Consider the following 21,061-nt stretch of genomic DNA (forward strand, 5'->3'; position numbering starts at 1 on the left):
CTCCTCGGGTTGGTCGCCGGACTATATATATGTTCGACACGATTTCCAGTCTAATGGTATACGCGCCGAAACACAGCCCGGATCGAAACTTCGTGATGGGCGCACCATGCGCACAAGTCACAAACCGTTTTCGAACCATGCCTAACAGTCCAGCTGACGCCCCTATTGCTGAGAAACGTCCAATGCGCGCTTGATATCGGCAAGAAGATCATGGGCGTCTTCCAGACCTACCGAGAACCGGATGAGGCCCGGAGCAATGCCCAGCTCAACTTTTTGGTCGTCACTCAATCTTTGATGTGTGGTGGTTGCCGGGTGGGTCGCAATCGACTTGGCATCGCCCAGATTGTTCGAAATCACCGGAATCGTCAGGGTGTTAAGGAAGGAAAATGCCGCCTCTTTTCCGCCCTTGATATCTAACGACAGCACTGTCCCGCCTTTGCCGCCAAGCTGCGTTTGTATCAGATCATTCTGCGCATGAGACTTCAGACCGGGGTAAAGCGTCCGCTCCAACGCCGGATGGCCCTCTAGCGCCTCGGCAATCCTCTGGGCGGTTTCGGCCTGTGCGTTGACCCGCAAGGCCATGGTCTCAAGCCCTTTCAACATGATCCACGCGTTGAAGGGGCTAAGCGCGCCTCCGGTGTGTTTCATATAGGGCTCGACCGTACCACGGATGAACTCTTTGGTGCCGATGATGACACCACCCAGGGCGCGGCCCTGCCCGTCAATATGCTTGGTCGCCGAGTAGACAACCACGTCAGCCCCCTGAGCGATCGCGCGCGAGAAAACTGGGGTCGAGAACACATTGTCCACGATGACCGTTGCACCAACCGCATGGGCCAGAAGGGAAACGGCTGAGATGTCGATGACCTCAAGCGTCGGGTTGGACATGGATTCGAAGAAAACCGCTTTAGTGTCCGGGCGGATCGCAGCCTCCCATGCGTCAAGATCGGTACCGTCCACAAAGGTCACTTCAACCCCGAACCGGGTCAGCACGTTTTCCAGAATATACAGGCACGACCCGAACAGAGCCTTGGCAGAAACAACGTGGTCACCGGCTTGCAACATCGAAGTCAGTGCCGCATTCACCGCAGCCATTCCAGAGGCGGTGGCAAAAGCGTCTTCGCCCCCTTCCAGAGCCGCGATACGCTGTTCAAACATCGAAACTGTCGGGTTGCCATACCGAGCGTAAATGAACTCATCAGGGCCGGTTTCGATGAACCGCGCCTCGGCCTGCTCGGCCGTATCATAGACAAATCCCTGGGTCAGAAAGATCGCCTCGCTCACTTCGTTGTATTGGCTGCGGCGGGTGCCGCCATGGACGGCTTGTGTGCGCTTGTTCCAGCTCTCGCTCATGTCATTCCTTTCAGCCCCTTGAGGGACGTAAACAAAAAACCCCAGACGCGGCCAAGCGAAAGGGGTCTTTCATCCTGACCTTTTAGCGGTGTTGTTTAACGTGGCCCGCAATCCGGTAACAAATCGCCACTTGATGAGGATGCATTTACGCCCCGTCCCAGATCACGTCAAGACCGGCTGCACCAAGGTCACGCTTTCGTAACACACCTGCGCGCCCTCTTGCCGAACGCGCTGAAACCTCCATGATCGCGTCCAGTTTGAGGAGATGACATGATCGATCTATATTTCTGGCCCACGCCCAACGGCTGGAAAGTGTCCATCGCTTTGGAAGAGATGGAGCTGCCCTATAAAACCCACCTGATCAACATCGGCCAAGGCGACCAGTTCGACCCCGAGTTCCTTAAGATCGCCCCCAATAACCGGATGCCCGCGATCGTCGATCCGAACGGACCCGGAGGGACGCCGGTATCTGTATTCGAAAGCGGCGCGATCCTGATGTATCTCGCCCGAAAAACCGGACGCTTCTATGGTGAAACTGAACGTGACCGGATCGCTGTCGAAGAATGGCTGATGTGGCAGATGGGCGGCATCGGCCCGATGGCGGGACAAGCACACCATTTCCTGAAATACGCACCTCAGCTGGACCCGCCGCAAGACCTGCCCTACCCCAAGGATCGCTACCGTGCCGAAGTCGGACGTCTTTACGGCGTTCTGGATCGCAGGCTGGCCGAGAACGAATATGTGGCCGGCAATTTCTATTCCATCGCCGACATGTCGATCTGGGGCTGGGCGAGCTTGTGGGAAGGGCAACAACAGGTGTTGGAAAACAAGCCTCACTTTACCCGCTGGTTGGAAACCGTAAGCTCTCGCCGCGGTGTGCAAGCGGGCCGCGCCTTGCATGCCGAGTTGCGCGGAGATCACCGTGACAGGCAATCGCAGGGCGTTTTGTTTAAACGATAAGCGAGGGTATTGTTTACACGGTATGTCGCATTTTCTGGATGCCAGAATCAGGAGTGAATTTTGACCGTCCTAGTACAACCGGCCTCCAAATCTGTTCCACCCGAGGCTCTCGCCGATCTTCTATGGAGCACAGATCCAAAACTAAACGGTTACATATTTGGAAAAATGGATGTCTTGCTTAAGATCATCGGAACAGAATGGCCCGCGCAACTAGGTTTGTATTCGTTCAAACATGCCTTCACGGCCATGCACCGTGGCAAAGTCGCCGGCCTCCTTATTGGGCATACAGAAGAAGAATATGCTGCGAATTTCGATTTTTCCGTCGATCATCAAGCTAATGCTCTTGGCGAAGATGAAGCCCGTCATCTAAAATCTGCCTTGCATTGGATGGATCGGTTGTTTCCCGCCCCGCGTCAAAACTCTTACTACATTCTCGAATTCGCTGTGAACCCAGACATGCAGGGTACAGGCATTGCCAGCCAACTCTTTGCAATAGCAACGAAACGGGCTTTGGCGGGTGGGTGCAATCAAATATGCCTTGATGTAGCTGCCAACAATGAAGCCGTTAGTTTTTATGAACATATTGGATTTAGCGTCGAAATTGAATCGCGCGTGCCCGTTTTGGACGACGAGCATTGAATAGGAATGCACCTGCACATGGTTCTAGAGATCGGTCAAAGCGACTGACATCGGTGCAGGCTCGATTGCAATATTGTCGATAAGAATATTCAGCCGCGACCGTTCATGTCGCAATTCCCACTGGAAACAGGCAACGCCCTTCACTAAGGAAGAAATCGACAATCGAAAAAGGAAGACGCACGCAATGGCAAAGATCACCTATGTCGAGCATGGCGGTACCGAGCACACTGTCGAGGTCGCCAACGGACTAACCGTCATGGAAGGAGCCCGTGACAACAACATTCCCGGCATCGAAGCGGATTGCGGCGGCGCCTGTGCCTGTTCGACCTGCCATGTCTATATCCACCCCGACTGGGTTGAGAAAATCCCCGGCAAGGATGACATGGAAGAAGACATGCTGGACTTTGCCTATGAGCCCGACCCTGCCCGTTCGCGCCTGACCTGCCAGATCAAAGTCACAGACGAGATGGATGGCCTGATCGTTCAGATGCCGGAAAAACAGATCTGATGCCCTGCAAAGCGCCGCGCCTACCCTACCGAACTTGGCAGGGTCAGGCCCGCGGCGCAGCGCTGACGTTGTGCTTCTGGCTGACCGGCCATGTCCCGCTGGCACTGGCAGAGACCGTCCCAGCCGCTCGTTTCACCGAGCCGACCACACGTTACGCCCACGGAGTTCTGGGTGATAACATCGAATATGGCGCGTTGGAGCTGACTATCCAAAGCGGAAATGTGACCATCCGTCTTCCATCTGATCGCGTATTTGAAGATCTCGCTCCACGGCTTGTGGACGTGGATCAGGATGGGACCCCCGAGGCCATTGTCGTTGAATCTCAGGACCAAGCGGGCGCTCAGTTGGCCATCTATGATGCCAGAGGCGACAAAATCGCCGCAACTCCGCATATCGGTACCCGCTTTCGATGGCTTGCTCCGGTCGGGGTGGCGGATCTGGATGGGGATGGCAATATCGAGATCGCCTATGTCGACCGCCCTCATCTGGCCAAGACATTGCGCATTTGGCGCTTTGTCGACGGAGAATTAATCCAGATTGCCGCCCTACCAAGGCTGACAAATCATCGGATCGGCGAAGATTTCATCACAGGGGGTCTGCGCGACTGTGGCAATGGCCCGGAACTGGTTGTCGCGTCTGCGGACTGGCGCGAAATTGTCAGCATCCGCTTTGACAATGGCTGGGTGCAGCATCTGGTCGCCCCCTTTAGCCCGAAAGCAATGACCTCTGCGCTTAACTGCGTACCCTCGCCCTGACTGCAGCCCGCGTCAGAGGGCTGCCCGGCCCAAGCCCATTGACGCTGCATCTCTGATGCAGTGGCTGGGCGCGGGAGCCGTCGCGATTACAGCGCCCGCCATCCGATATCCCGGCGAAAGAACCCCTCTGGCCAGTTGATCCCGTCGATCAGCTCATAGGCGCGGTCACGCGCTTCCTGCAGGTTCTGGCCGCGTGCGGTGACATTCAATACCCGGCCACCACTAGAGACGATCTGACCGTCGGATTCTTTGGTTCCTGCGTGAAACACCATATTACCGCTATCTTCAGATACGTCATCCAGCCCTTTGATCACGCTGCCTTTTTGGTAAGAGCCCGGATAACCATTTGCGGCCATGACTACCGTCAAGGCGTGATCATCCGCCCAGTTTACACGCGCCTCGGCCAACCGGCCTTCTGCTGCGGCGTGCATCAGGTCCATCGCCTGCGCGCCCAGGCGCATCATCAGCACCTGACATTCCGGGTCGCCGAAACGCACGTTATATTCAACCAACCGTGGCTGGCCGTCCTTGATCATCAAACCAACATAAAGAACGCCCTGAAACGGCGTTCCGCGCCGCTTCATCTCTGCCATGGTGGGGCGCACAATCTCGTTCATCGCGCGCTCTTCGATTACAGCGCTTAACACAGGAGCCGGAGAATACGCGCCCATGCCGCCGGTGTTCAGACCGGTATCGCCCTCGCCTACCCGTTTATGGTCTTGCGCCGTGCCAATGGACAGGATGCTTTCCCCGTCGCATAGCACGAACAGAGATGCCTCTTCACCTTCCATGTACTCTTCGACCACAACTTCGGCACCGGCACCACCAAAGGCTCCGCCAAACATGTCATCGATCGCATCCAAGGCCGTCGCTTCGTCCATCGCAACGATCACACCCTTGCCCGCGGCCAAGCCATCAGCCTTGACGACGATAGGTGCGCCCTGCTTTTTGATATAGGCTTTGGCTGGCTCGGCCTCGGTAAACCGGGCGTATCCTGCGGTTGGAGCATTGGCGGCGTCGCAGATCTCTTTAGTAAAGCTCTTGGACGCCTCGAGACGTGCAGCCGCGGCCGAGGGGCCAAAAACCAGCACACCGGCCTCGCGCAAACGATCCGCAACCCCCGCAGCCAATGGCGCCTCGGGGCCGACGATCACAAAGTCGATCGCGTTCTCATCCGCAAACCTGACCACCTCACCGCCGTTTTCGATATCCAGCGCTGCACATTCGGCAATCTGGGCGATCCCGGCATTGCCCGGCGCCACAATCAGGCGGTCGCATTTCGGGTTTTGCATCACCGCCCAGGCCAGGCTGTGTTCGCGCCCACCACTACCGAGAATGAGGATGTTCATGACTGCTCTCCGATCTGCTTGGCCTCGCCTTCCGCGCGTTCTAAGCTGGCCGAGCATTTGACACAAGGCGCTGAAATGTCCGACCTACTTGACGACCCCATTCCCGGCCAAAATACCCCAGAATACACTGTTTCCGACATCTCGGGCGAGGTGAAGCGGACGCTGGAAGGCAGTTTCGGCCGAATCCGTGTTCGGGGTGAAGTCGGTCGCGTGTTCAAAGCCAGATCTGGTCATCTGTACTATGACATCAAGGACGACAAGAACGTACTGGCCTGCACCACTTGGAAAGGCCAGGTTGCTGCCCTGTCCGTGGTTCCCGAGGAAGGTCTGGAAGTGGTCGTCACAGGCCGTCTGACCGCTTTTGGAGCGCAGTCCAAATACAATCTGAACGTGGATGAGGTTTCGGTGGCCGGACAGGGTGCCCTGATGGCCCTGCTTGAAAAGCGAAAGAAACAGTTGGAATCCGAGGGCCTGTTCGCACCCGAGCGTAAAAAGCCTCTGCCCTATCTTCCTCAGATCATCGGCGTAGTGACTTCACCCTCGGGCGCGGTGATCCGCGATATCCTGCACCGGTTGCGTGACCGGTTTCCGCGCAAAGTGTTGATCTGGCCTGTCGCCGTGCAAGGTTCGAATTGCGCGCCTGAGGTGGCGAACGCGATTACTGGTTTCAACCAACTGACTCCTGGCGGTGCGCTGCCACGACCGGACCTGATCATCGTCGCCCGTGGTGGCGGGTCAATCGAGGACCTCTGGGGGTTCAACGAAGAGATCGTGGCCCGCGCTACGGCGGCATCAGAGATCCCGGTGATCTCGGCCGTTGGGCACGAGACCGACACGACCCTGATTGATTTTGTGTCGGACCGCAGGGCCCCAACCCCCACAGCCGCAGCCGAACTTGCGGTGCCTGTCCGCATGGAACTTCTGGCCTGGACCGGAGAGCAAGGCGCCCGCCTGTCCCGTGCAGCCACGGACGCTGTGCAAAGACGGTCGCAACGGTTGCGGGATTTATCCCGCGCATTACCACGCCCGGATAGCTTGTTGAACAACCCGCGACAACGCCTTGATTTAATTGCGGACCGACTGACACCAGCACTTGAGCGCGGCGTGCAAAACCGCCGTTTGCAAGTAGTGGAGTTGTCCGCCCATCTGCGCCCGTCGACATTACGCTCACTGGTCGGAACCCGACAGGAAACGCTGCGCAGCCTTTCGTCGCGCCTGTCTGTCCGGCCGATCCAGCGCGAAATCGACAGCCAACGGCAAAACATCAACCGCCTAGCCGAACGCTTGAGTACAGCGCAAGCCGCGCGTCTGGACCGGATGCGTCAATCCCTGGAAACCGCAGACCGGCTGCGTGAAACGCTCAGCTACAAGGCAACGCTGCAACGTGGATATGCGGTCGTACGCGCCGAAGGACAGGTACTGACAACCCGAAAACAGGCGGCAAAACACCAATCCTTTGACATTGAATTTGCAGATGGCGAATTGAAGACCGGCCCGTCTACCACGTCACCGTCAACTTCGAAAAAACCGCCGAAGAAGGATGCGCCGGATCAGGGGTCGTTGTTCTGACCCCTGCACAGGCTAGACACCGACTTCGGGACCGTAACAGACCATCTCGGCGTCTGTGTCTTCTTTCTCATATAGTTCGGTCATCTCAGGATTTCCCTCGAACTGAGCGATCAGACCGCCGCCAGATTCGGTGAATACCCAACATTGCGGGTCATGCCGGTCTTCATAGACGAAACAGATCTGTCCTTCTTGCTCGTACCAGAGCCCTTCTTTGCAGTTCCCATCCAGAAAAGACCAAATCACGCGGCGATCCGGCAGATAACGCTCGACCCCATAGATCCTGCCTTCAAAGCCATAGAACAGGGTTTTTCCCAGCGTATAGCGGTCAAATTCGGCGCCGGATAGAGATGTGTCAGCACAAACCGCCGGGGCAGCCATTGACAACAGAATCGCAATTCGTTTCAGCATGGGTTCATTCTGTCAGATGGCAGGCCGCTAGGCCAATTCCCTTTTCATTCCAACCGGGTGCCTTCACGTCACCGATTGAGTTTTGCGGTTATGCGCTGCGAAAGTGTTCAGTAGATGCTGCGGAGATAACTCTATGAACAATGCTCTCTTTCTGATTGCGACAGCTTGCGCTCTGGCTTACCTGCCATTGACCTCGCGTGGCGCTGGCGCTGTTCGGTCAATCCTAAAGACCCTATCCGTCGCAGTTCTGGCGGTCATTGCCGCCCAAAGTGGCGCTCCATTTCTATTGATCCTTGCGCTGGCATTCTGTGCGCTGGGGGACGCCCTTCTGTCCCGGGAAAGTGATGCCACCTTCATGGCCGGGATCGGTGCCTTTGCAACTGGTCATCTGGCCTATATCGGGCTGTTCTTGTCCCATCCGGCCAGCGACGCCGCGCTTATTCTGGAGAAGCCCGGATACTTCTGGTCTTTGATCCTCCTCGGTATTGTCGTTGTCACCCTATTACCGCCGCGTGCCGGAGATCTGAAATGGCCCGTTTTCGGGTATATTCCGATCATTCTGGGCATGGGCATCACGGTCCTGGCCCTGCCCGAAACAGGCGCGCTGCGTTGGGCTTTACCTGCGGCTTTGTCCTTTATCTCGTCCGACCTGATCCTGGCGACTGAGAAGTTTCTTTTGCCAGTGGACCATCCCAGCCGCCGTTTCACCTCCTATCTGGTTTGGGTATTGTATTGGGGGGCGCAAGCCGGTCTTCTGATCGCCTTCCTCTGACCCTTTGCAACTGCTGCAATTCCGCATTAGGTGAGAGGAACACCTGCGGAGACCAAAAATGGCGCTATTCTCAAAGCTCAAGGACAAGCTGTTCAAATCCTCATCCCGCCTTGAACAAGGGTTGGATGCCATCGTTGAAGATGGGGGCGAGGAAACAACTGCACCTGATTCAATCCCGCCAGCGCCAGCGCCGCATTCCGAACCGGGACCCGAAGTCGCGCAACCGGACATGGCACCGGAACAGGCAATTGCCAAACCGGTGTCCACTACAGCCGAGTCTGCGCCGTCGAAATCCATGCTCGGGCGGCTTTTCGGGCGCGCCGAGACCGAGACAACAGTTCGCCGCACGCTGGATGACGACATGCTGGAACAGCTTGAAGAGCTGTTGATTGCATCCGACATGGGTGTGGACACAGCGCTGCGCGTCACCGCCAATATGGCCGAGGGCCGTTATGGCCGCAAACTTTCGACACAAGAGATCAAGCAGCTTCTGGCGCAGGAAGTCGCCCGGGTTATGGAACCCGTTGCAAAGCCCATGCCGCTCTATTCCAAACGCCCACAGGTGGTACTGGTCGTTGGCGTCAACGGATCGGGCAAGACCACCACGATCGGCAAACTAGCAAGCCAGTTCAGGGCGGCCGGCAAGAACGTAGTGATCGCAGCTGGAGACACCTTCCGCGCAGCCGCCGTAGAACAGCTGCAGGTCTGGGGCGACCGCGCAGGCGTTCCGGTCCTGACAGCCCCCGAAGGCTCGGACCCCGCCTCCCTGGCCTTCGATGCGTTGACCCGCGCACAAGAGGATGGCGCCGATCTGTTGATGATCGACACCGCCGGTCGTCTGCAAAATCGTGCCGACCTGATGGAGGAATTGGCCAAGATCGTCCGGGTGATCCGCAAAGTCGACGAAACCGCACCGCACAATACCCTTTTGGTTTTGGACGCCACCACCGGTCAGAATGCACTCAATCAGGTCGATACCTTTCAGAAACTGGCCGATGTCTCCGGCCTGGTGATGACCAAGCTGGACGGCACCGCAAAAGGCGGCGTGCTGGTGGCACTGGCCGACAAGTTCGGCCTGCCCATTCACGCAATAGGCGTCGGAGAACAGATCGACGATCTCGCCCCTTTCGATCCCGATGAATTCGCCGCTGCTCTAACCGGCCTCGATCAACGCTGATCCGAACTTCAACTGGCTAAAAATATCTTCGGGGGTGTGGGGGGCAGACAGCTCCCCACCCTCTCCACCCGCGAAAGGTCGATGTCTTGAGCGACTGGCTCATCTCTCTGGAAGGCACGCCCAAGGGCCATGACCTTGCCCTTGGGCTCGCGCTGATGGCCGCCTTCTTGCACGCGGTGTTCGGAGCATTACAAAAGGGCCGTCACGACCCGTGGCTGTCTCGCGGGGCCATAGACGCCAGCTACTGTCTTCTGGCTGCACCTTTCGCGTTTTTTTTAGTGCCCTGGCCCGAACCCTATATGTGGCCAATCTTCGCCACCGTCTGGCTGATCCACATCGCTTACAAGATACTGCAGGCAATGGCCTATACCAAAGGCTCTTATACAGTGGTCTATCCTGTTGTGCGCGGCACCGGGCCGCTGTTCACCGTTTTCGGCGCCTATCTTTTGTTTGGCGAGACCTTCTCTGCCACCCAATGGTTTGGCGTCGCGGTCTTGCTAGCGGGGATATTCGGGCTGGCGGCCTATAATTTGCGGTTTCTTGAAACCAACCGCGAAACGCTTGGGATCGCCCTAGCCTTGGCCCTCGCAACCGGCCTGTTTGTGGCGTTATATACCACCTATGACGCCTATGGCATTCGTGCGACGGCCGATCCGTTCACCTTTCTGGCCTGGTTTTTCATGATCGACGGGGCCGCCATGCCGATCTATGCGTTCTTTCGCTGGCGCGTGATGGCCCATCGCCCGGCCTTGGGACCCTTGGCGCTGCGCGGCATCGCCGGCGGGATCATCGCCCCCCTATCTTTCGGGGCCATCATGCTGGCCACGCGGTTGGACAAGGTCGGCGAAGCCGCCGTTCTGCGGGAAACCTCCACCGTCTTTGCCGCCCTGATCGGCTGGCTGGTTCTGAAAGAAACCGTCGGCCCAAGGCGGATCGCGCTGATGGCATTGATTGCACTCGGCGCCGTAATAGTTGAAATGGGCGGGTAAGCAGCAGGACAAAAGACATGACAGGCAAGACCGACATAAATCCATTTCTGAAACAGGTGCTGGAACTGGGTCCTCCGCTGGCCTTTTTCTTCATCTACCTGCGCTTGCGCGATGACAGCTTTATGATCGGCGGCATCGAGTATTCCGGCTTTATCATTGCCACGATCATTTTTGTGCCGCTGATGCTGGGGGCAATGGGCATCTTGTGGTACCTGACCGGCAAGCTAAGCCGGATGCAGATATTTACAGCTTTCATGGTCATTTTCTTCGGCGGCCTGACCGCCTGGTTCAATGACGAGCGGTTCTTCAAGATGAAAACCACGCTTGTTTATGGCCTGTTTGCTCTGATCCTGGGGATCGGGCTGCTGCAAAAGAAATCCTATCTTGCCTATGTTCTGGACGAGATGCTGCCCATGAAACACGAAGGCTGGATGATCCTGACCCGTCGTCTGTGTGCGTGTTTTGCTGTTCTGGCCGTCGCAAATGAATTCGTGTGGCGCACGATGTCGACTGACCTGTGGGTCAAGATTGAAACCTTCGGATTTCCCATTGCCCTGATGGCGTTCCTGATGCTGCAGTTCAGCCTGTTGCAAAGCTATATGGATGATCCCGATCATCAATGACGGCTAAATCCTCAACCGCCCTTCGGATGACTTTTCCGTGAAGCGCGGGAGGCCATAAAACCTAACAAAATCCTTGGCTAAACGCTTGGGCTATGAAAAGTTGTGTCACCACTCACCTTTTCCCGCCGGAGCACCACACCAAATGACGGCTTTCCCAAATAGTGGCTTTCTATCCGAAGCTTCAGACCGGCTGAGATCAATGCTCTCGGCACAGGCGACAGAGATTTCTCTCGAACCTGGTGATATCCTTTTCGAACAAGGGGATGAAGGGGATGCCCTCTATGCCATTCTTGCCGGCACGCTAGAGGTGTCCTTCTTGGCGATGAGCGGTCGAAAACTCTCGTTGACATTGATGAAGCCTGGCGAGGTCTTTGGTGAAATCGGCTTGTTCGACAATGGCCCCCGCACCGCAACCGTGGCCGCGGCCGAGGCCTCTCGGGTGCTGCGTGTGCGTAGGTCCGATGTCATGAACCAGATCCGCCAACATCCTGACCTTGCGGTGGATATGATCCGACTGGCCGGTTTGCGCATGCGGTGGATGGGGTCGCAACTGAATGAACAGGTCTTTTTGCCGATGCCTATCCGGCTTGCGCGCAAACTGCTGCATCTGTCCAACCTTCAAGACGATCCAACCACTCGCATTACCCTGTCCCAAAGCGAGCTGGCCGAATTCGTTGGTGCCACGCGCGAAGCTGTCTCAAAGACAATTTCAACCTGGAAACGCGACAAGGTTGTCGAAGCTTCGCGGGGCGGCCTGATGATCCATGATTTTGAGGCGCTGCGGGAACTGGCGGATTCCGACCTCATTTGACCTGTTGTGACCTGCTTCACATACGACGGATCGCATTAAGATTACGTTAGGAACTGTTACCGTAGGAGGTCAGAGAATCATCCCCGATATCTGTCCACTGACCTCTCCCTGTACCAGAGCCATACGCCTTCCCCGGCGTGTGGCTCATCTTTTTTCAGCACAGAAAAAAGGCCAGAGCAGGTGCCCTGGCCTTTCTGTTTGTTCAACCTAAGAGATCACTCTTCAAGGCTCAGCGCGACAAAGCGTGGATCTCCACCGCGCCGCACCAAAAGCAGCAGTGACTTCCGCCCGGCCGTGCGGGCTTCTTCCATTCGGTCCTCGAGATCAGAAATCGCAGTGACCTTCTGCTGGCCAGCCTCGGTGATCAGATCACCGGCGCGCAAACCCTTGGCATAGGCTTCTGACGCCTCGTCCACTTCGGTCACAACCAGCCCCTCGGTATCCGGCTCCAGCCCCAGATCAGCACGCAGGGCTTCAGTCACGGGCGATATCGTCAGCCCCAGAATATCGGCATTTTCCTCAACCGGGGCTTCTTCAGCCTCACCCTCTTCGCTTTCGGCCCGCTCGGCATCTTCGCGGCGGCCCAGAGTCACAAGTACTGTCTGCGTGCTGCCATCCCGATGCACCACCACACGGACCGACTTGCCAACCGTTGTCTCACCAACCTGACGTACCAATCCACGGGTGTCTTCGACCTCAACACCATCAAAGCTGAGGATCACGTCACCGGCCAACAGGCCTGCCTCTTTGGCCGGGCCCTCGGGTACATCGCTGATCAGTGCGCCACCCGGCTTGTCCAGGCCCATCGCCTCGGCCATATCCTCGGTCACGTCCTGAATGCGGACACCCAGCCAACCGCGGCGGGTCTCGCCGAACTCGCGCAGTTGGTCGACAACCTTGACCACCACATTCGAGGCCATCGAGAAGCCAATCCCGATCGAACCGCCATTCGGCGACAGGATCGCCGTATTCACGCCGATCACCTCGCCATCCATATTGAACAGCGGCCCGCCCGAGTTCCCCCGGTTAATCGCAGCATCGGTCTGGATATAGTCGTCATAAGATCCGCTGAGCGCGCGGTTCCGCGCCGAGACGATCCCCGCCGAAACCGAAAACCCTTGCCCCAGCGGGTTGCCCATCGCAATCACCCAGTCGCCAACGCGCGCAATGTCACTATCGCCGAACTTGACATATTTCAGCGGCCCGGTGGCTTCGACCTTCAAAAGCGCGATATCGGTTTTTTCATCTGTACCGATCACTTTCGCAGGCAGTTCTTTCTTCGGTTGACCGTCGCCCGGGAAGAATTCGACCAGTATCTCATCAGCCTCGGCAATAACGTGGTTGTTAGTAACGATGAAACCATCCTCGGATATCACAAACCCCGAGCCCAGCGAATTGCTGCGGCGGGGGCGGTTATCTTCATCCCCGTTACGGTCTTGAAACTCGCGAAAGAAATCTTCGAACGGAGAGCCCTCGGGAACGATCCCCTGCGGGCCGGTCTGTCCCTCGATCAGTGTCGAAGTGGTGATGTTGACCACCGCTGGGCTGATCTTATCGGCCAGCGGAGCCAGGCTTTCGCCCCGCGCCTGGGCGGCCACTGACTGCGCCAATACAAGCAGCATCCCGGCAAAGGCCAGCCACATCAACCGCATGAAACCAACAACGTCGTCCCGCCGGACGGATATAATGCGCGCTTGTGACTGCACGTGGGAACTCCTTGTCGTCAACACTATCTGGATCGCCCGCAGGCGGCCCTTCTTGATATCCAATGTAGCTGGTTTGTCCTTGCCCGCAACTGAGGATCGCGGGGAAATCACCATGAAGTGTAGCCGTTGTTCAAAACCCGACCTGATATGCACCCCATAGCAACACGAGACCTCCCACCATACATAACAATCCTGCAAGTCGACGTGCCTGCTCTGGCATCGACCGCAGCGCCTCTAGCATACGTTCAATAAGCGAAGGGGCCAGCGCATAGGCCAGCCCCTCGACAATCAACACCAGCCCAAAGGCCAGAAGGATCATACCCATTATTCAGACGCCTGCCCCGCCGATTGGCCCCGGCCGGTGGGTGATTTGAGATAGTTGAAGAACTCGGAATCCGGGCTCAATACCATCGAGCTGTTACCGCCCTGCAATGCATTCTGGTAGGCGGTCAGCGAACGATAGAATTCAAAGAATTCCGGGTCCGCACCGTAAGCTTCGGCAAAGATCGCATTGCGTTCGGCGTCAGCCTCACCGCGAATGATCTCAGCCTCACGCCGCGCATCCGACACCAGTTCGACAACGGTCCTGTCGGCCTGGGCACGTACGCGCTGTGCCGCCTCATTACCACGGGCACGTTCGTCCGTTGCTTCGCGCTCCCGCTCGGCCTTCATCCGGTCAAACGTCGCTTCGAGGTTGGCCTGCGGCAGATCGGTCGCTTTCAGGCGCACGTCAATGACGGTCACACCCAGCGCACGTGCCTCGGCAATCGCACTATTGCGGATACGCAGCATCAGCGCAGCCCGGTCCGAGCTCAGGATGTCACGAGACGAAACTGAACCCAGAACTTCGCGGGTTTCAGCGCGCAAGATGCGGTCCAGACGATCCTCGGCAACCGGGATACCACCGACACCAACCGCCTGGCGGAACTGGTTCAGATCGGAAATCCGGTAGCGGGCGAAGGCATCGACGACCAGACGCCGATCATCCAACGGCGTCACTTCAAGCGGTTGAACGTCGATGGACAGGATACGGTCGTCATAACGGACAACTTCCTGAATAAGTGGAATTTTGAACGCCAGACCGGGATCTTCTTTCACCGCGACCACACGGCCGAATTGCAGAACCAGCGCACGCTCGCGTTCATCAACGATAAAGATCGAAGACAGCCCAGCGACGCCAAGGATCACCACAAGGATGAGGATAATGGGTGACTTACGCATCAGTTGCTCTCCCCGGATTGATTGCGGCGCAGTTCGTTCAGCGGCAGATACGGAACAATGCCCTGTCCCTGACCGGTCGAGTTTTCGTCCAGTATGATCTTGTCGACATCACCCAGAATCTGCTCCATCCGCTCCAGATACAAACGTTTGCGCGTTACATCCGGCGCTTTGGAGTATTCTTCCAGAACCGCGCTAAAGCGGCTGGCTTCACCTTGAGCACTGTTGATCTGCTGGGCGCGATATCCTTCGGCCTCTTCCACAACTTGCGCGGCTTCACCACGTGCTTCGGCCAGTACCTTATTGGCATAGGCGTCGGCGACGTTCTGCAGACGGTCACGTTCTTGTGCGGCAGCCTGAACATCGCGGAAGGCCGCGATTACGTCCTGTGGCGGGTCGGCTTTGTCAAAGTTGACACGCACAATGTTCACGCCGGAATCATAGCTGTCCATCGTCGATTGAATCAATTCCTGCAAGCGATCAGCGATCACACCCCGATCTCGGTTCAGGATCGGTGCCAGCTCGCTTTGTGCAATGATCTCGCGCATGGCCGATTCCGACACGGCGCGGATCGTCTGGCGCGGGTCGCGCAAATTGAACAGATACTTGGCCGGGTCATTGATGTTCCAGACCACCTGATAGTCGATATCGACAACATTTTCGTCGCCTGTCAGCATCAAGCCATCATCGCTACCACGGGCTCCGCCCATGTCTTCGTTCTGCTCGCGGGTCACAGGAATGACCTCGGCAGTTACAAACGGCCAAGGCGCAAAGTTCAGACCGGGATTTCCAATGTTTGAAAATTCACCCAAAAACAGCTCTACTGACTGTTCTTCCGGCTTTACCGTATAAAAGCTGGCCGCCCCCCAAAGGACTGCACCCACCACCAACCCAATGGCAATAGTCCCTTTGGTAAAGATGGGACCACCCCCGCCACCGCCCGAACCATTGCTACCACGGCCGCCACCGCCGCCGCCCATCAGGACGCGCAGCTGTTCCTGGCCTTTTTTCATCAGCTCGTCGATCTCGGGGATCTGCGGGCCCTCGTTTTCAGGGGGCTTGCGCCCGTCCCCGTTATCACCCCGATTTCCTCCGCCGCCAGAAGAGCCTCCGCCCCCCCAGGGGCCGCCGCTGTTGCCCGCCATTTTTATCTATTCCCTTGTGTTGAACCGTGTGATCACGGGTTCCCTTGTAACTTGTGTGCGCGCGGTTGCAAATCAAGCCGTACGCACAGGATGACGCATTGTTACCAGTTCTTCCGCCATGACCGGATGAACTGCAACGGTGCGGTCGAAATCTTCTTTGGTTGCACCCATTTTGACGGCAATGCCAGCCAGTTGAATCATCTCTCCGGCGCCCGGTGCCACAATGTGACAGCCCAGTACCTTACGCGTGGCCTGAGAGACGATCAGTTTCATCAAAACCCGCTGCGTGCCACCTGCGAATGCCTTTTGCATCGGCTTGAACGAGGTTGCATAGATCTCGACCGGCTCTTGGGCTGCAGCGTCTTCTTCGCTCAACCCGACCGTGCCGAATTCCGGTTGCGTGAAAATCGCAGTTGGGATCAGCTCGTGATCCACAGGTGTCGGGTTGCCTTTGAATACGGTTTCGACAAAAGCCATCCCCTCGCGGATCGCAACCGGAGTCAGGTTTACCCGATCCGTCACGTCGCCAATCGCATAGATCGAGGGCACGCCGGTCTGGCTGTAATCATCCACGATGATCTCACCCTTGCGGCCGCGTTCAACGCCGATGGCCTCAAGCCCCAGATTGTCGGCATTGGGCGCGCGACCAGTGGCATACATGACCACGTCAAACAGCTGTTCCGTGCCATTGGTGGCCTTTACGCGAATCTTGTCACCGTCTTTGGCCATCTCAAGCACATTGGTGCCCAGATGCAGATCAATCCCGTTCTGGCACATCTCTTCGCTGATCAGACCGCGCGCTTCTTCGTCAAAGCCCCGAAGGATTTGCGCACCGCGGTAGAACTGGGTGGTTTTCACGCCCATGCCGTTCATGATTCCTGCAAACTCGCTGGCGATATAACCGCCACCAACGATCAGGATGCTTTCGGGCAGTTTTTCCAGATGGAAAATCTCGTTCGAGGTGATCGCCAGGTCCGAGCCCGGAAACTCGGGCACAACAGGGCGTCCGCCTGTGGCGACCAGAATATGCTTGGCCGTCATGCGGGTGCCATCGGCCAGCTCAACCGTATGTGCATCCACCACATGTGCACGCTGATCAAAGCTTTCGACGCCGTTGTTTTTCAGGATGTTGCGATAGATGCCTTCCAGCCGGTCCAGCTCGGCATGGAGTTTGCCGCGAAAGAAATCCCAGTCAAATGCACCGGGTTTGACGTCCCAGCCATAGGCCTGCGCATCTTCGACCATGCCAGAGAATTCGCTGGCAAAAACCATCAGCTTTTTGGGGACACATCCGCGGATCACGCAGGTCCCGCCATAGCGATCCTCTTCCGCCAACGCCACTTTGGCCCCGTTTTCGCCAGCCGCCACACGCGCCGCCCGGACCCCGCCCGAGCCGCCTCCGATGACGAAAAGATCATAGTCAAAGCTCATAGTAGGTCCCGTACCCTCTCTGATTGGGATGAATCTCCGCAACCTTCAAATATGGTTTACGTCAAGAGTTGCAATCTCTTGTTTGCGATCGGCAAGCTTCTCCTGCCATTGGCGGTCAATGTCCGGCCAGAAACGACGTAGCGATTTCACAAACGCCTCGAGATCGGACCGCCTCAAACCAGCAATTGGTAGAATAAAGTTCCGAACCCGACCTTTGTCGTCATTGTAGCTGATGTACAATGCGTCTTTGGGGTTCAACTTTCCATCCGAAGGGAAATCGAAATAGCGGATATCCTTCCACGCAACACCGGCCCATGCAGACTCTTGTTGAAAAATCCCGTGAACGACATATCCCAATCTGAAACCAATCGCTTTGTCGTCGAGCGTGATCAGTTTACGATCTGATCTCAGGACAAGAGATATGCTGATGATCGCGCCTATGAAAAAGATCATATAAGTCATCAGCACATAGTTCGACCGTTCATACCGCAGCACGGTAGGAAGCAATAAGATAAAAACGCCAAAGAAAAACCCGGCGAAAACCACTCTGTAAAACAGCCGCTTCTTCCAAGCTGTGGAACTTTCATAGAATTCTATCGCCGACACGCGCTAATCCGCCAAATCCGTGAACAGGTTGTCTTTGCCGCCATCGAACAACTCGTCCAGTTCCACCGTTCCCTCGTTGATGTCGCGCAGTTCGACCCGGCCATCTCCATAACCGATCACGACCTTGTCGCAAATGTCGATGAACAACCCGTTCTCGACCACGCCGGGTACCTGGTTCAGCACCAGCGCCATCTGCCTTGGGTTTCCGATCCGTTGCAAATGCAGGTCCAGCACGTGATTGCCTTCATCCGTGACAAACGGCGCTTCTCCGTTCATGCGAAGCGCCGAGCGGGTACCGAGAACATCCATGGTATCCAGCACCTCTTCGATCAGGGTGCGTGTGGTCTGCCAGCCAAAGGGGATCACCTCGACCGGCAATGGGAAGGCACCCAGAGTCTCGACCTCTTTGCCGGCATCGGCGATGACCACCATCTGGTCGCTGGCCGTGGCTACGATCTTTTCCTGCAGGTGCGCGCCGCCGCCGCCCTTGATCAGATTAAGCTCTCTGTCGAATTCGTCCGCACCGTCGATAGTGATGTCCAGCCATCCCGCCTGATCCAGGGAAACAACCTCAATGCCCAGTTCACGGGCCAGTTGGGCCGTCCGGGTCGATGTCGGAACACCCTTGATCGCCAGACCTTCTTCTCTGACCCGTTCCCCCAGCCGACGCACCATCCATGCAGCGGTCGATCCGGTTCCCAGGCCGACTCGCATCCCATTCTGCACCATGTCAGCCGCACGGCGTGCTGCGACGTATTTTGCAGTGTCGATGGGCGACAGATCACCGGCCATTTCAGCATCCCCCTAATTTGCTGCGGAACTTATACGGAATGCCTACGACAACTGCGAGAGAGAATTGTCCGGATCGTTAGACCAACATGTCGCGAAACTACGCGTTTCCTATGGGAAACGTCGCAATCAGGTCTGTTGAAAACATACGTGAGGTATACATAGTTCGCATGAACACGCCTTACCGCCTGCACTATGCCCCGGACAATGCTTCGCTGGTCATCCGGCTGGCGCTGGAAGAGATGTGCCTGCCCTATGAAACCGTTCTGGTAGACCGCCGCCAAAGCGCACAGGACAGCCCGGAATATCGCGCGCTGAACCCCAATGGGCTGATCCCGGTATTGGAAACACCACAGGGGCCGATCTTCGAAACCGCTGCTATCTTGTTGTGGCTGGCGGATACGCATGGCCGGCTGGCCCCTACCCCCATGGACAGCAACCGCGCCGCGTTTCTGAAGTGGCTGTTCTTTGCCTCCAATACGCTGCACGCTGATCTGCGTATTCTGTTTTATGCCGAAAAATATATAGACGCAGCGCAGGTCAATCCTTTGCGCGCCGGTATCCGCCCTCGTTTGCGCCAGCACTTGCGCCTTCTTGACGATGTTGCGAAAAGCGCGCCTTCCTGGCTGAGCCCGGACATACCATCGGTCCTGAGCTATTATCTGGCCTGTCAGATGCGCTGGATGGCGCTCTATCCTGCGAAGGCTGATCGCAGCTGGCTTCAGATCGCTGACACGCCGCATCTGCAGCGAATGCTAATGCAGTTGGAGACGCGCCCCGCAACACGCGCCGCAATCGCGGCCGAGGGTTTAGGGGTTACACCCTTTACCTCACCAACCTATGCTAACCCACCGGAAGGCTTTGCTACCTGATATGTTTCTGTCTGTCTTCGATATGTTCAAAGTGGGCATTGGCCCGTCCTCGTCCCATACGATGGGACCAATGGTTGCTGCCGCGCGGTTTCTGGACATGATGCGCGCCTCTCCGTTCGAATTTTCAGGGCTGCGCGGGTCGTTGCACGGGTCGCTGGCCTTTACCGGTGTCGGCCACGCAACCGATCGCGCCACGATCCTGGGCCTGGCCGGATTTGTGCCCGACACATATGATCACGAACGGGCCGAGGCCGCACTGGCTGGCATAAGTGAGACCCACAGCGTAACCCCCGAAGGATTGCCCACGCTGCAGTTCGATCCCAAGGCCGATCTGGTTTTCGACTATGAAAACAATCTGCCGGGCCATGCTAACGGTATGGTCCTGATGGCCACGGACGCACAGGGCGACGTGATCCTGCGGCAGGTCTATTACTCGATCGGTGGCGGCTTTGTTCTGACCGAGGAAGAACTGGCCCAGGGCAAGGCAACCGATGAAGGCGCACCGGTGCCCTTTCCTTTCAAATCGGCGGTCGAGATGTTGGACATGGCCAAAACCAGCGGCAAAAGCATCGCCGAGATGAAGCGCGCCAACGAGATCGCGCGCGGCTGTGCAGACAGTTTTGCCAAAGGCACCGCGCGCCTCTGGCAGGTCATGAACGACTGTATCGAGCGCGGTCTGACCACCGACGGCATTCTGCCAGGCGGTTTGAACGTGCGTCGTCGCGCCAAAGGCATCTATGACGCGTTGATGGCCGAGCGTGGCATGAACCTGAACGCGCCCCACACGATCAACGACTGGATGAGCGTTTACGCCATGGCCGTAAACGAAGAAAACGCAGCTGGCGGTCAGGTGGTGACCGCCCCCACCAATGGTGCTGCCGGGGTTCTTCCAGCGGTAATGCGCTATTATCTGGACCATGTACCCGGTGCTTCAGAGAACCACATCGAAGATTTCATGCTGACTGCGGCCGCTATTGGCGGGCTGGTCAAATACAACGCCTCGATCTCGGGCGCCGAGGCCGGGTGTCAGGCTGAAGTCGGCAGCGCCGCAGCCATGGCTGCAGCCGGGCTGTGCGCGGTTATGGGCGGCACCCCGGAACAGGTGGAAAATGCCGCCGAGATCGCTCTCGAGCATCATCTGGGCATGACCTGTGATCCTGTCGCCGGACTGGTTCAGGTACCCTGTATCGAACGCAACGGGCTGGGTGCGATCAAGGCGGTATCAGCGGCCTCCTTGGCCCTGCGCGGAGATGGTCACCATTTCGTACCACTGGACGCCGTCATCGAAACCATGCGTCAGACAGGGCATGACATGCACGAAAAATACAAGGAAACGTCATTGGGCGGTTTGGCGGTGAACGTGCCGAATTGCTGAAACAAA

The 21,061-nt window shown here is 57.2% G+C and carries 22 protein-coding genes and 1 riboswitch; of the genes, 12 read left to right on the plus strand and 10 right to left on the minus strand.

Features of this window, described 5'->3' with window-relative positions:
* Positions 1–162: 162 nt before the first annotated feature.
* Positions 163–1,353: an O-succinylhomoserine sulfhydrylase gene (gene metZ / locus AC2FHW_RS02630; RefSeq protein ID WP_496821374.1), complete on the minus strand. Its 1,191-nt coding sequence runs from the start codon at positions 1,351–1,353 to the stop codon at positions 163–165.
* A 62-nt stretch (positions 1,354–1,415) separates the two neighbouring features.
* Positions 1,416–1,493: riboswitch (SAM riboswitch) on the minus strand.
* 130 nt (positions 1,494–1,623) lie between these two features.
* On the opposite strand from metZ, the gene AC2FHW_RS02635 reads away from it, so the two are divergent.
* From AC2FHW_RS02635 to AC2FHW_RS02650, 4 genes are all read left to right on the plus strand, one after another.
* Entirely contained in the window at positions 1,624–2,313 is a 690-nt protein-coding gene (locus AC2FHW_RS02635; RefSeq protein ID WP_271946383.1) for a glutathione S-transferase N-terminal domain-containing protein, read from the plus strand.
* Between the two features lie 60 nt (positions 2,314–2,373).
* Complete coding sequence (locus tag AC2FHW_RS02640) at positions 2,374–2,952, plus strand: GNAT family N-acetyltransferase (protein ID WP_496821375.1); 579 nt, start codon at positions 2,374–2,376, stop codon at positions 2,950–2,952.
* Positions 2,953–3,136: 184 nt separating this feature from the next.
* Positions 3,137–3,460, plus strand: coding sequence for a 2Fe-2S iron-sulfur cluster-binding protein (locus AC2FHW_RS02645; protein ID WP_142634548.1), 324 nt, complete (start codon positions 3,137–3,139; stop codon positions 3,458–3,460).
* The gene (locus tag AC2FHW_RS02650; RefSeq protein WP_496821376.1) at positions 3,460–4,215 is read left to right on the plus strand and encodes an FG-GAP repeat domain-containing protein; all 756 of its coding nucleotides are present in this window, start codon (positions 3,460–3,462) and stop codon (positions 4,213–4,215) included. Before AC2FHW_RS02645 ends, AC2FHW_RS02650 begins: the two co-directional genes overlap by 1 nt.
* An 86-nt stretch (positions 4,216–4,301) precedes the next feature.
* On the opposite strand, the gene purD is transcribed toward AC2FHW_RS02650, so the two are convergent.
* On the minus strand, positions 4,302–5,564 hold the full coding sequence (gene purD, locus AC2FHW_RS02655) for a phosphoribosylamine--glycine ligase (protein ID WP_271946374.1): 1,263 nt from the start codon (positions 5,562–5,564) through the stop codon (positions 4,302–4,304).
* A 75-nt stretch (positions 5,565–5,639) separates the two neighbouring features.
* Between purD and xseA the strand changes: the two genes are divergently transcribed.
* Complete coding sequence (gene xseA, locus AC2FHW_RS02660) at positions 5,640–7,133, plus strand: exodeoxyribonuclease VII large subunit (protein WP_271946371.1); 1,494 nt, start codon at positions 5,640–5,642, stop codon at positions 7,131–7,133.
* A 12-nt stretch (positions 7,134–7,145) separates the two neighbouring features.
* Here xseA and AC2FHW_RS02665 read toward each other — a convergent pair whose 3' ends face one another.
* Positions 7,146–7,541 carry a hypothetical protein gene (locus tag AC2FHW_RS02665; protein WP_271946369.1) on the minus strand — a complete coding sequence of 132 codons (396 nt, stop codon included), beginning with the start codon at positions 7,539–7,541 and terminating at the stop codon, positions 7,146–7,148.
* A 133-nt stretch (positions 7,542–7,674) separates the two neighbouring features.
* On the opposite strand from AC2FHW_RS02665, the gene AC2FHW_RS02670 reads away from it, so the two are divergent.
* The 5 genes from AC2FHW_RS02670 (at position 7,675) to AC2FHW_RS02690 (ending at position 11,913) form a co-directional block, all read left to right on the plus strand.
* Entirely contained in the window at positions 7,675–8,313 is a 639-nt protein-coding gene (locus AC2FHW_RS02670) for a lysoplasmalogenase family protein (protein WP_271946366.1), read from the plus strand.
* Between the two features lie 58 nt (positions 8,314–8,371).
* Complete coding sequence (ftsY, locus tag AC2FHW_RS02675; RefSeq protein ID WP_271946363.1) at positions 8,372–9,490, plus strand: signal recognition particle-docking protein FtsY; 1,119 nt, start codon at positions 8,372–8,374, stop codon at positions 9,488–9,490.
* Positions 9,491–9,576: 86 nt separating this feature from the next.
* Entirely contained in the window at positions 9,577–10,479 is a 903-nt protein-coding gene (locus tag AC2FHW_RS02680) for an EamA family transporter (RefSeq protein WP_271946361.1), read from the plus strand.
* A gap of 17 nt (positions 10,480–10,496) precedes the next feature.
* Complete coding sequence (locus AC2FHW_RS02685) at positions 10,497–11,102, plus strand: inner membrane-spanning protein YciB (protein WP_142634562.1); 606 nt, start codon at positions 10,497–10,499, stop codon at positions 11,100–11,102.
* 142 nt (positions 11,103–11,244) lie between these two features.
* Complete coding sequence (locus AC2FHW_RS02690; RefSeq protein WP_142634564.1) at positions 11,245–11,913, plus strand: Crp/Fnr family transcriptional regulator; 669 nt, start codon at positions 11,245–11,247, stop codon at positions 11,911–11,913.
* Between the two features lie 215 nt (positions 11,914–12,128).
* Here AC2FHW_RS02690 and AC2FHW_RS02695 read toward each other — a convergent pair whose 3' ends face one another.
* The 7 genes from AC2FHW_RS02695 to rpiA form a co-directional block, all read right to left on the minus strand.
* The gene (locus AC2FHW_RS02695; RefSeq protein WP_496728300.1) at positions 12,129–13,565 is read right to left on the minus strand and encodes a Do family serine endopeptidase; all 1,437 of its coding nucleotides are present in this window, start codon (positions 13,563–13,565) and stop codon (positions 12,129–12,131) included.
* 184 nt (positions 13,566–13,749) lie between these two features.
* The gene (locus AC2FHW_RS02700) at positions 13,750–13,944 is read right to left on the minus strand and encodes a DUF2065 domain-containing protein (RefSeq protein WP_142634568.1); all 195 of its coding nucleotides are present in this window, start codon (positions 13,942–13,944) and stop codon (positions 13,750–13,752) included.
* Positions 13,944–14,840, minus strand: coding sequence for a protease modulator HflC (gene hflC / locus AC2FHW_RS02705; protein WP_142634570.1), 897 nt, complete (start codon positions 14,838–14,840; stop codon positions 13,944–13,946). The genes AC2FHW_RS02700 and hflC overlap by 1 nt, the downstream gene beginning before the upstream one ends.
* The gene (gene hflK / locus AC2FHW_RS02710) at positions 14,840–15,982 is read right to left on the minus strand and encodes an FtsH protease activity modulator HflK (RefSeq protein ID WP_496690775.1); all 1,143 of its coding nucleotides are present in this window, start codon (positions 15,980–15,982) and stop codon (positions 14,840–14,842) included. The genes hflC and hflK overlap by 1 nt, the downstream gene beginning before the upstream one ends.
* Before the next feature lie 72 nt (positions 15,983–16,054).
* Positions 16,055–17,413 (minus strand): glutathione-disulfide reductase, encoded by a 1,359-nt coding sequence (gor, locus tag AC2FHW_RS02715; RefSeq protein WP_271946350.1) that lies wholly within the window; start codon positions 17,411–17,413, stop codon positions 16,055–16,057.
* A gap of 45 nt (positions 17,414–17,458) precedes the next feature.
* Positions 17,459–18,019 (minus strand): hypothetical protein, encoded by a 561-nt coding sequence (locus AC2FHW_RS02720; RefSeq protein WP_496821377.1) that lies wholly within the window; start codon positions 18,017–18,019, stop codon positions 17,459–17,461.
* Between the two features lie 3 nt (positions 18,020–18,022).
* Entirely contained in the window at positions 18,023–18,811 is a 789-nt protein-coding gene (gene rpiA / locus AC2FHW_RS02725; protein WP_271946345.1) for a ribose-5-phosphate isomerase RpiA, read from the minus strand.
* A 167-nt stretch (positions 18,812–18,978) separates the two neighbouring features.
* On the opposite strand from rpiA, the gene AC2FHW_RS02730 reads away from it, so the two are divergent.
* Positions 18,979–19,680, plus strand: coding sequence for a glutathione S-transferase family protein (locus AC2FHW_RS02730; RefSeq protein ID WP_496687495.1), 702 nt, complete (start codon positions 18,979–18,981; stop codon positions 19,678–19,680).
* A gap of 1 nt (position 19,681) precedes the next feature.
* Positions 19,682–21,055: an L-serine ammonia-lyase gene (locus AC2FHW_RS02735; protein ID WP_142634582.1), complete on the plus strand. Its 1,374-nt coding sequence runs from the start codon at positions 19,682–19,684 to the stop codon at positions 21,053–21,055.
* Positions 21,056–21,061 lie beyond the last annotated feature (6 nt).

Source organism: Ruegeria sp. YTSA108 (assembly GCF_059610185.1).

What these genes read in the sequence shown, in the direction of transcription:
- metZ (WP_496821374.1), bottom strand. Translation starts at nt 1,353, where the DNA reads ATGAGCGAGAGCTGGAACAAGCGCACACAAGCCGTCCATGGCGGCACC.
- AC2FHW_RS02635 (WP_271946383.1), top strand. Translation starts at nt 1,624, where the DNA reads ATGATCGATCTATATTTCTGGCCCACGCCCAACGGCTGGAAAGTGTCC.
- AC2FHW_RS02645 (WP_142634548.1), top strand. Translation starts at nt 3,137, where the DNA reads ATGGCAAAGATCACCTATGTCGAGCATGGCGGTACCGAGCACACTGTC.
- AC2FHW_RS02650 (WP_496821376.1), top strand. Translation starts at nt 3,460, where the DNA reads ATGCCCTGCAAAGCGCCGCGCCTACCCTACCGAACTTGGCAGGGTCAG.
- purD (WP_271946374.1), bottom strand. Translation starts at nt 5,564, where the DNA reads ATGAACATCCTCATTCTCGGTAGTGGTGGGCGCGAACACAGCCTGGCC.
- xseA (WP_271946371.1), top strand. Translation starts at nt 5,640, where the DNA reads ATGTCCGACCTACTTGACGACCCCATTCCCGGCCAAAATACCCCAGAA.
- AC2FHW_RS02665 (WP_271946369.1), bottom strand. Translation starts at nt 7,541, where the DNA reads ATGCTGAAACGAATTGCGATTCTGTTGTCAATGGCTGCCCCGGCGGTT.
- AC2FHW_RS02670 (WP_271946366.1), top strand. Translation starts at nt 7,675, where the DNA reads ATGAACAATGCTCTCTTTCTGATTGCGACAGCTTGCGCTCTGGCTTAC.
- ftsY (WP_271946363.1), top strand. Translation starts at nt 8,372, where the DNA reads ATGGCGCTATTCTCAAAGCTCAAGGACAAGCTGTTCAAATCCTCATCC.
- AC2FHW_RS02685 (WP_142634562.1), top strand. Translation starts at nt 10,497, where the DNA reads ATGACAGGCAAGACCGACATAAATCCATTTCTGAAACAGGTGCTGGAA.
- AC2FHW_RS02690 (WP_142634564.1), top strand. Translation starts at nt 11,245, where the DNA reads ATGACGGCTTTCCCAAATAGTGGCTTTCTATCCGAAGCTTCAGACCGG.
- AC2FHW_RS02695 (WP_496728300.1), bottom strand. Translation starts at nt 13,565, where the DNA reads ATGCGGTTGATGTGGCTGGCCTTTGCCGGGATGCTGCTTGTATTGGCG.
- AC2FHW_RS02700 (WP_142634568.1), bottom strand. Translation starts at nt 13,944, where the DNA reads ATGGGTATGATCCTTCTGGCCTTTGGGCTGGTGTTGATTGTCGAGGGG.
- hflC (WP_142634570.1), bottom strand. Translation starts at nt 14,840, where the DNA reads ATGCGTAAGTCACCCATTATCCTCATCCTTGTGGTGATCCTTGGCGTC.
- hflK (WP_496690775.1), bottom strand. Translation starts at nt 15,982, where the DNA reads ATGGCGGGCAACAGCGGCGGCCCCTGGGGGGGCGGAGGCTCTTCTGGC.
- gor (WP_271946350.1), bottom strand. Translation starts at nt 17,413, where the DNA reads ATGAGCTTTGACTATGATCTTTTCGTCATCGGAGGCGGCTCGGGCGGG.
- rpiA (WP_271946345.1), bottom strand. Translation starts at nt 18,811, where the DNA reads ATGGCCGGTGATCTGTCGCCCATCGACACTGCAAAATACGTCGCAGCA.
- AC2FHW_RS02730 (WP_496687495.1), top strand. Translation starts at nt 18,979, where the DNA reads ATGAACACGCCTTACCGCCTGCACTATGCCCCGGACAATGCTTCGCTG.
- AC2FHW_RS02735 (WP_142634582.1), top strand. Translation starts at nt 19,682, where the DNA reads ATGTTTCTGTCTGTCTTCGATATGTTCAAAGTGGGCATTGGCCCGTCC.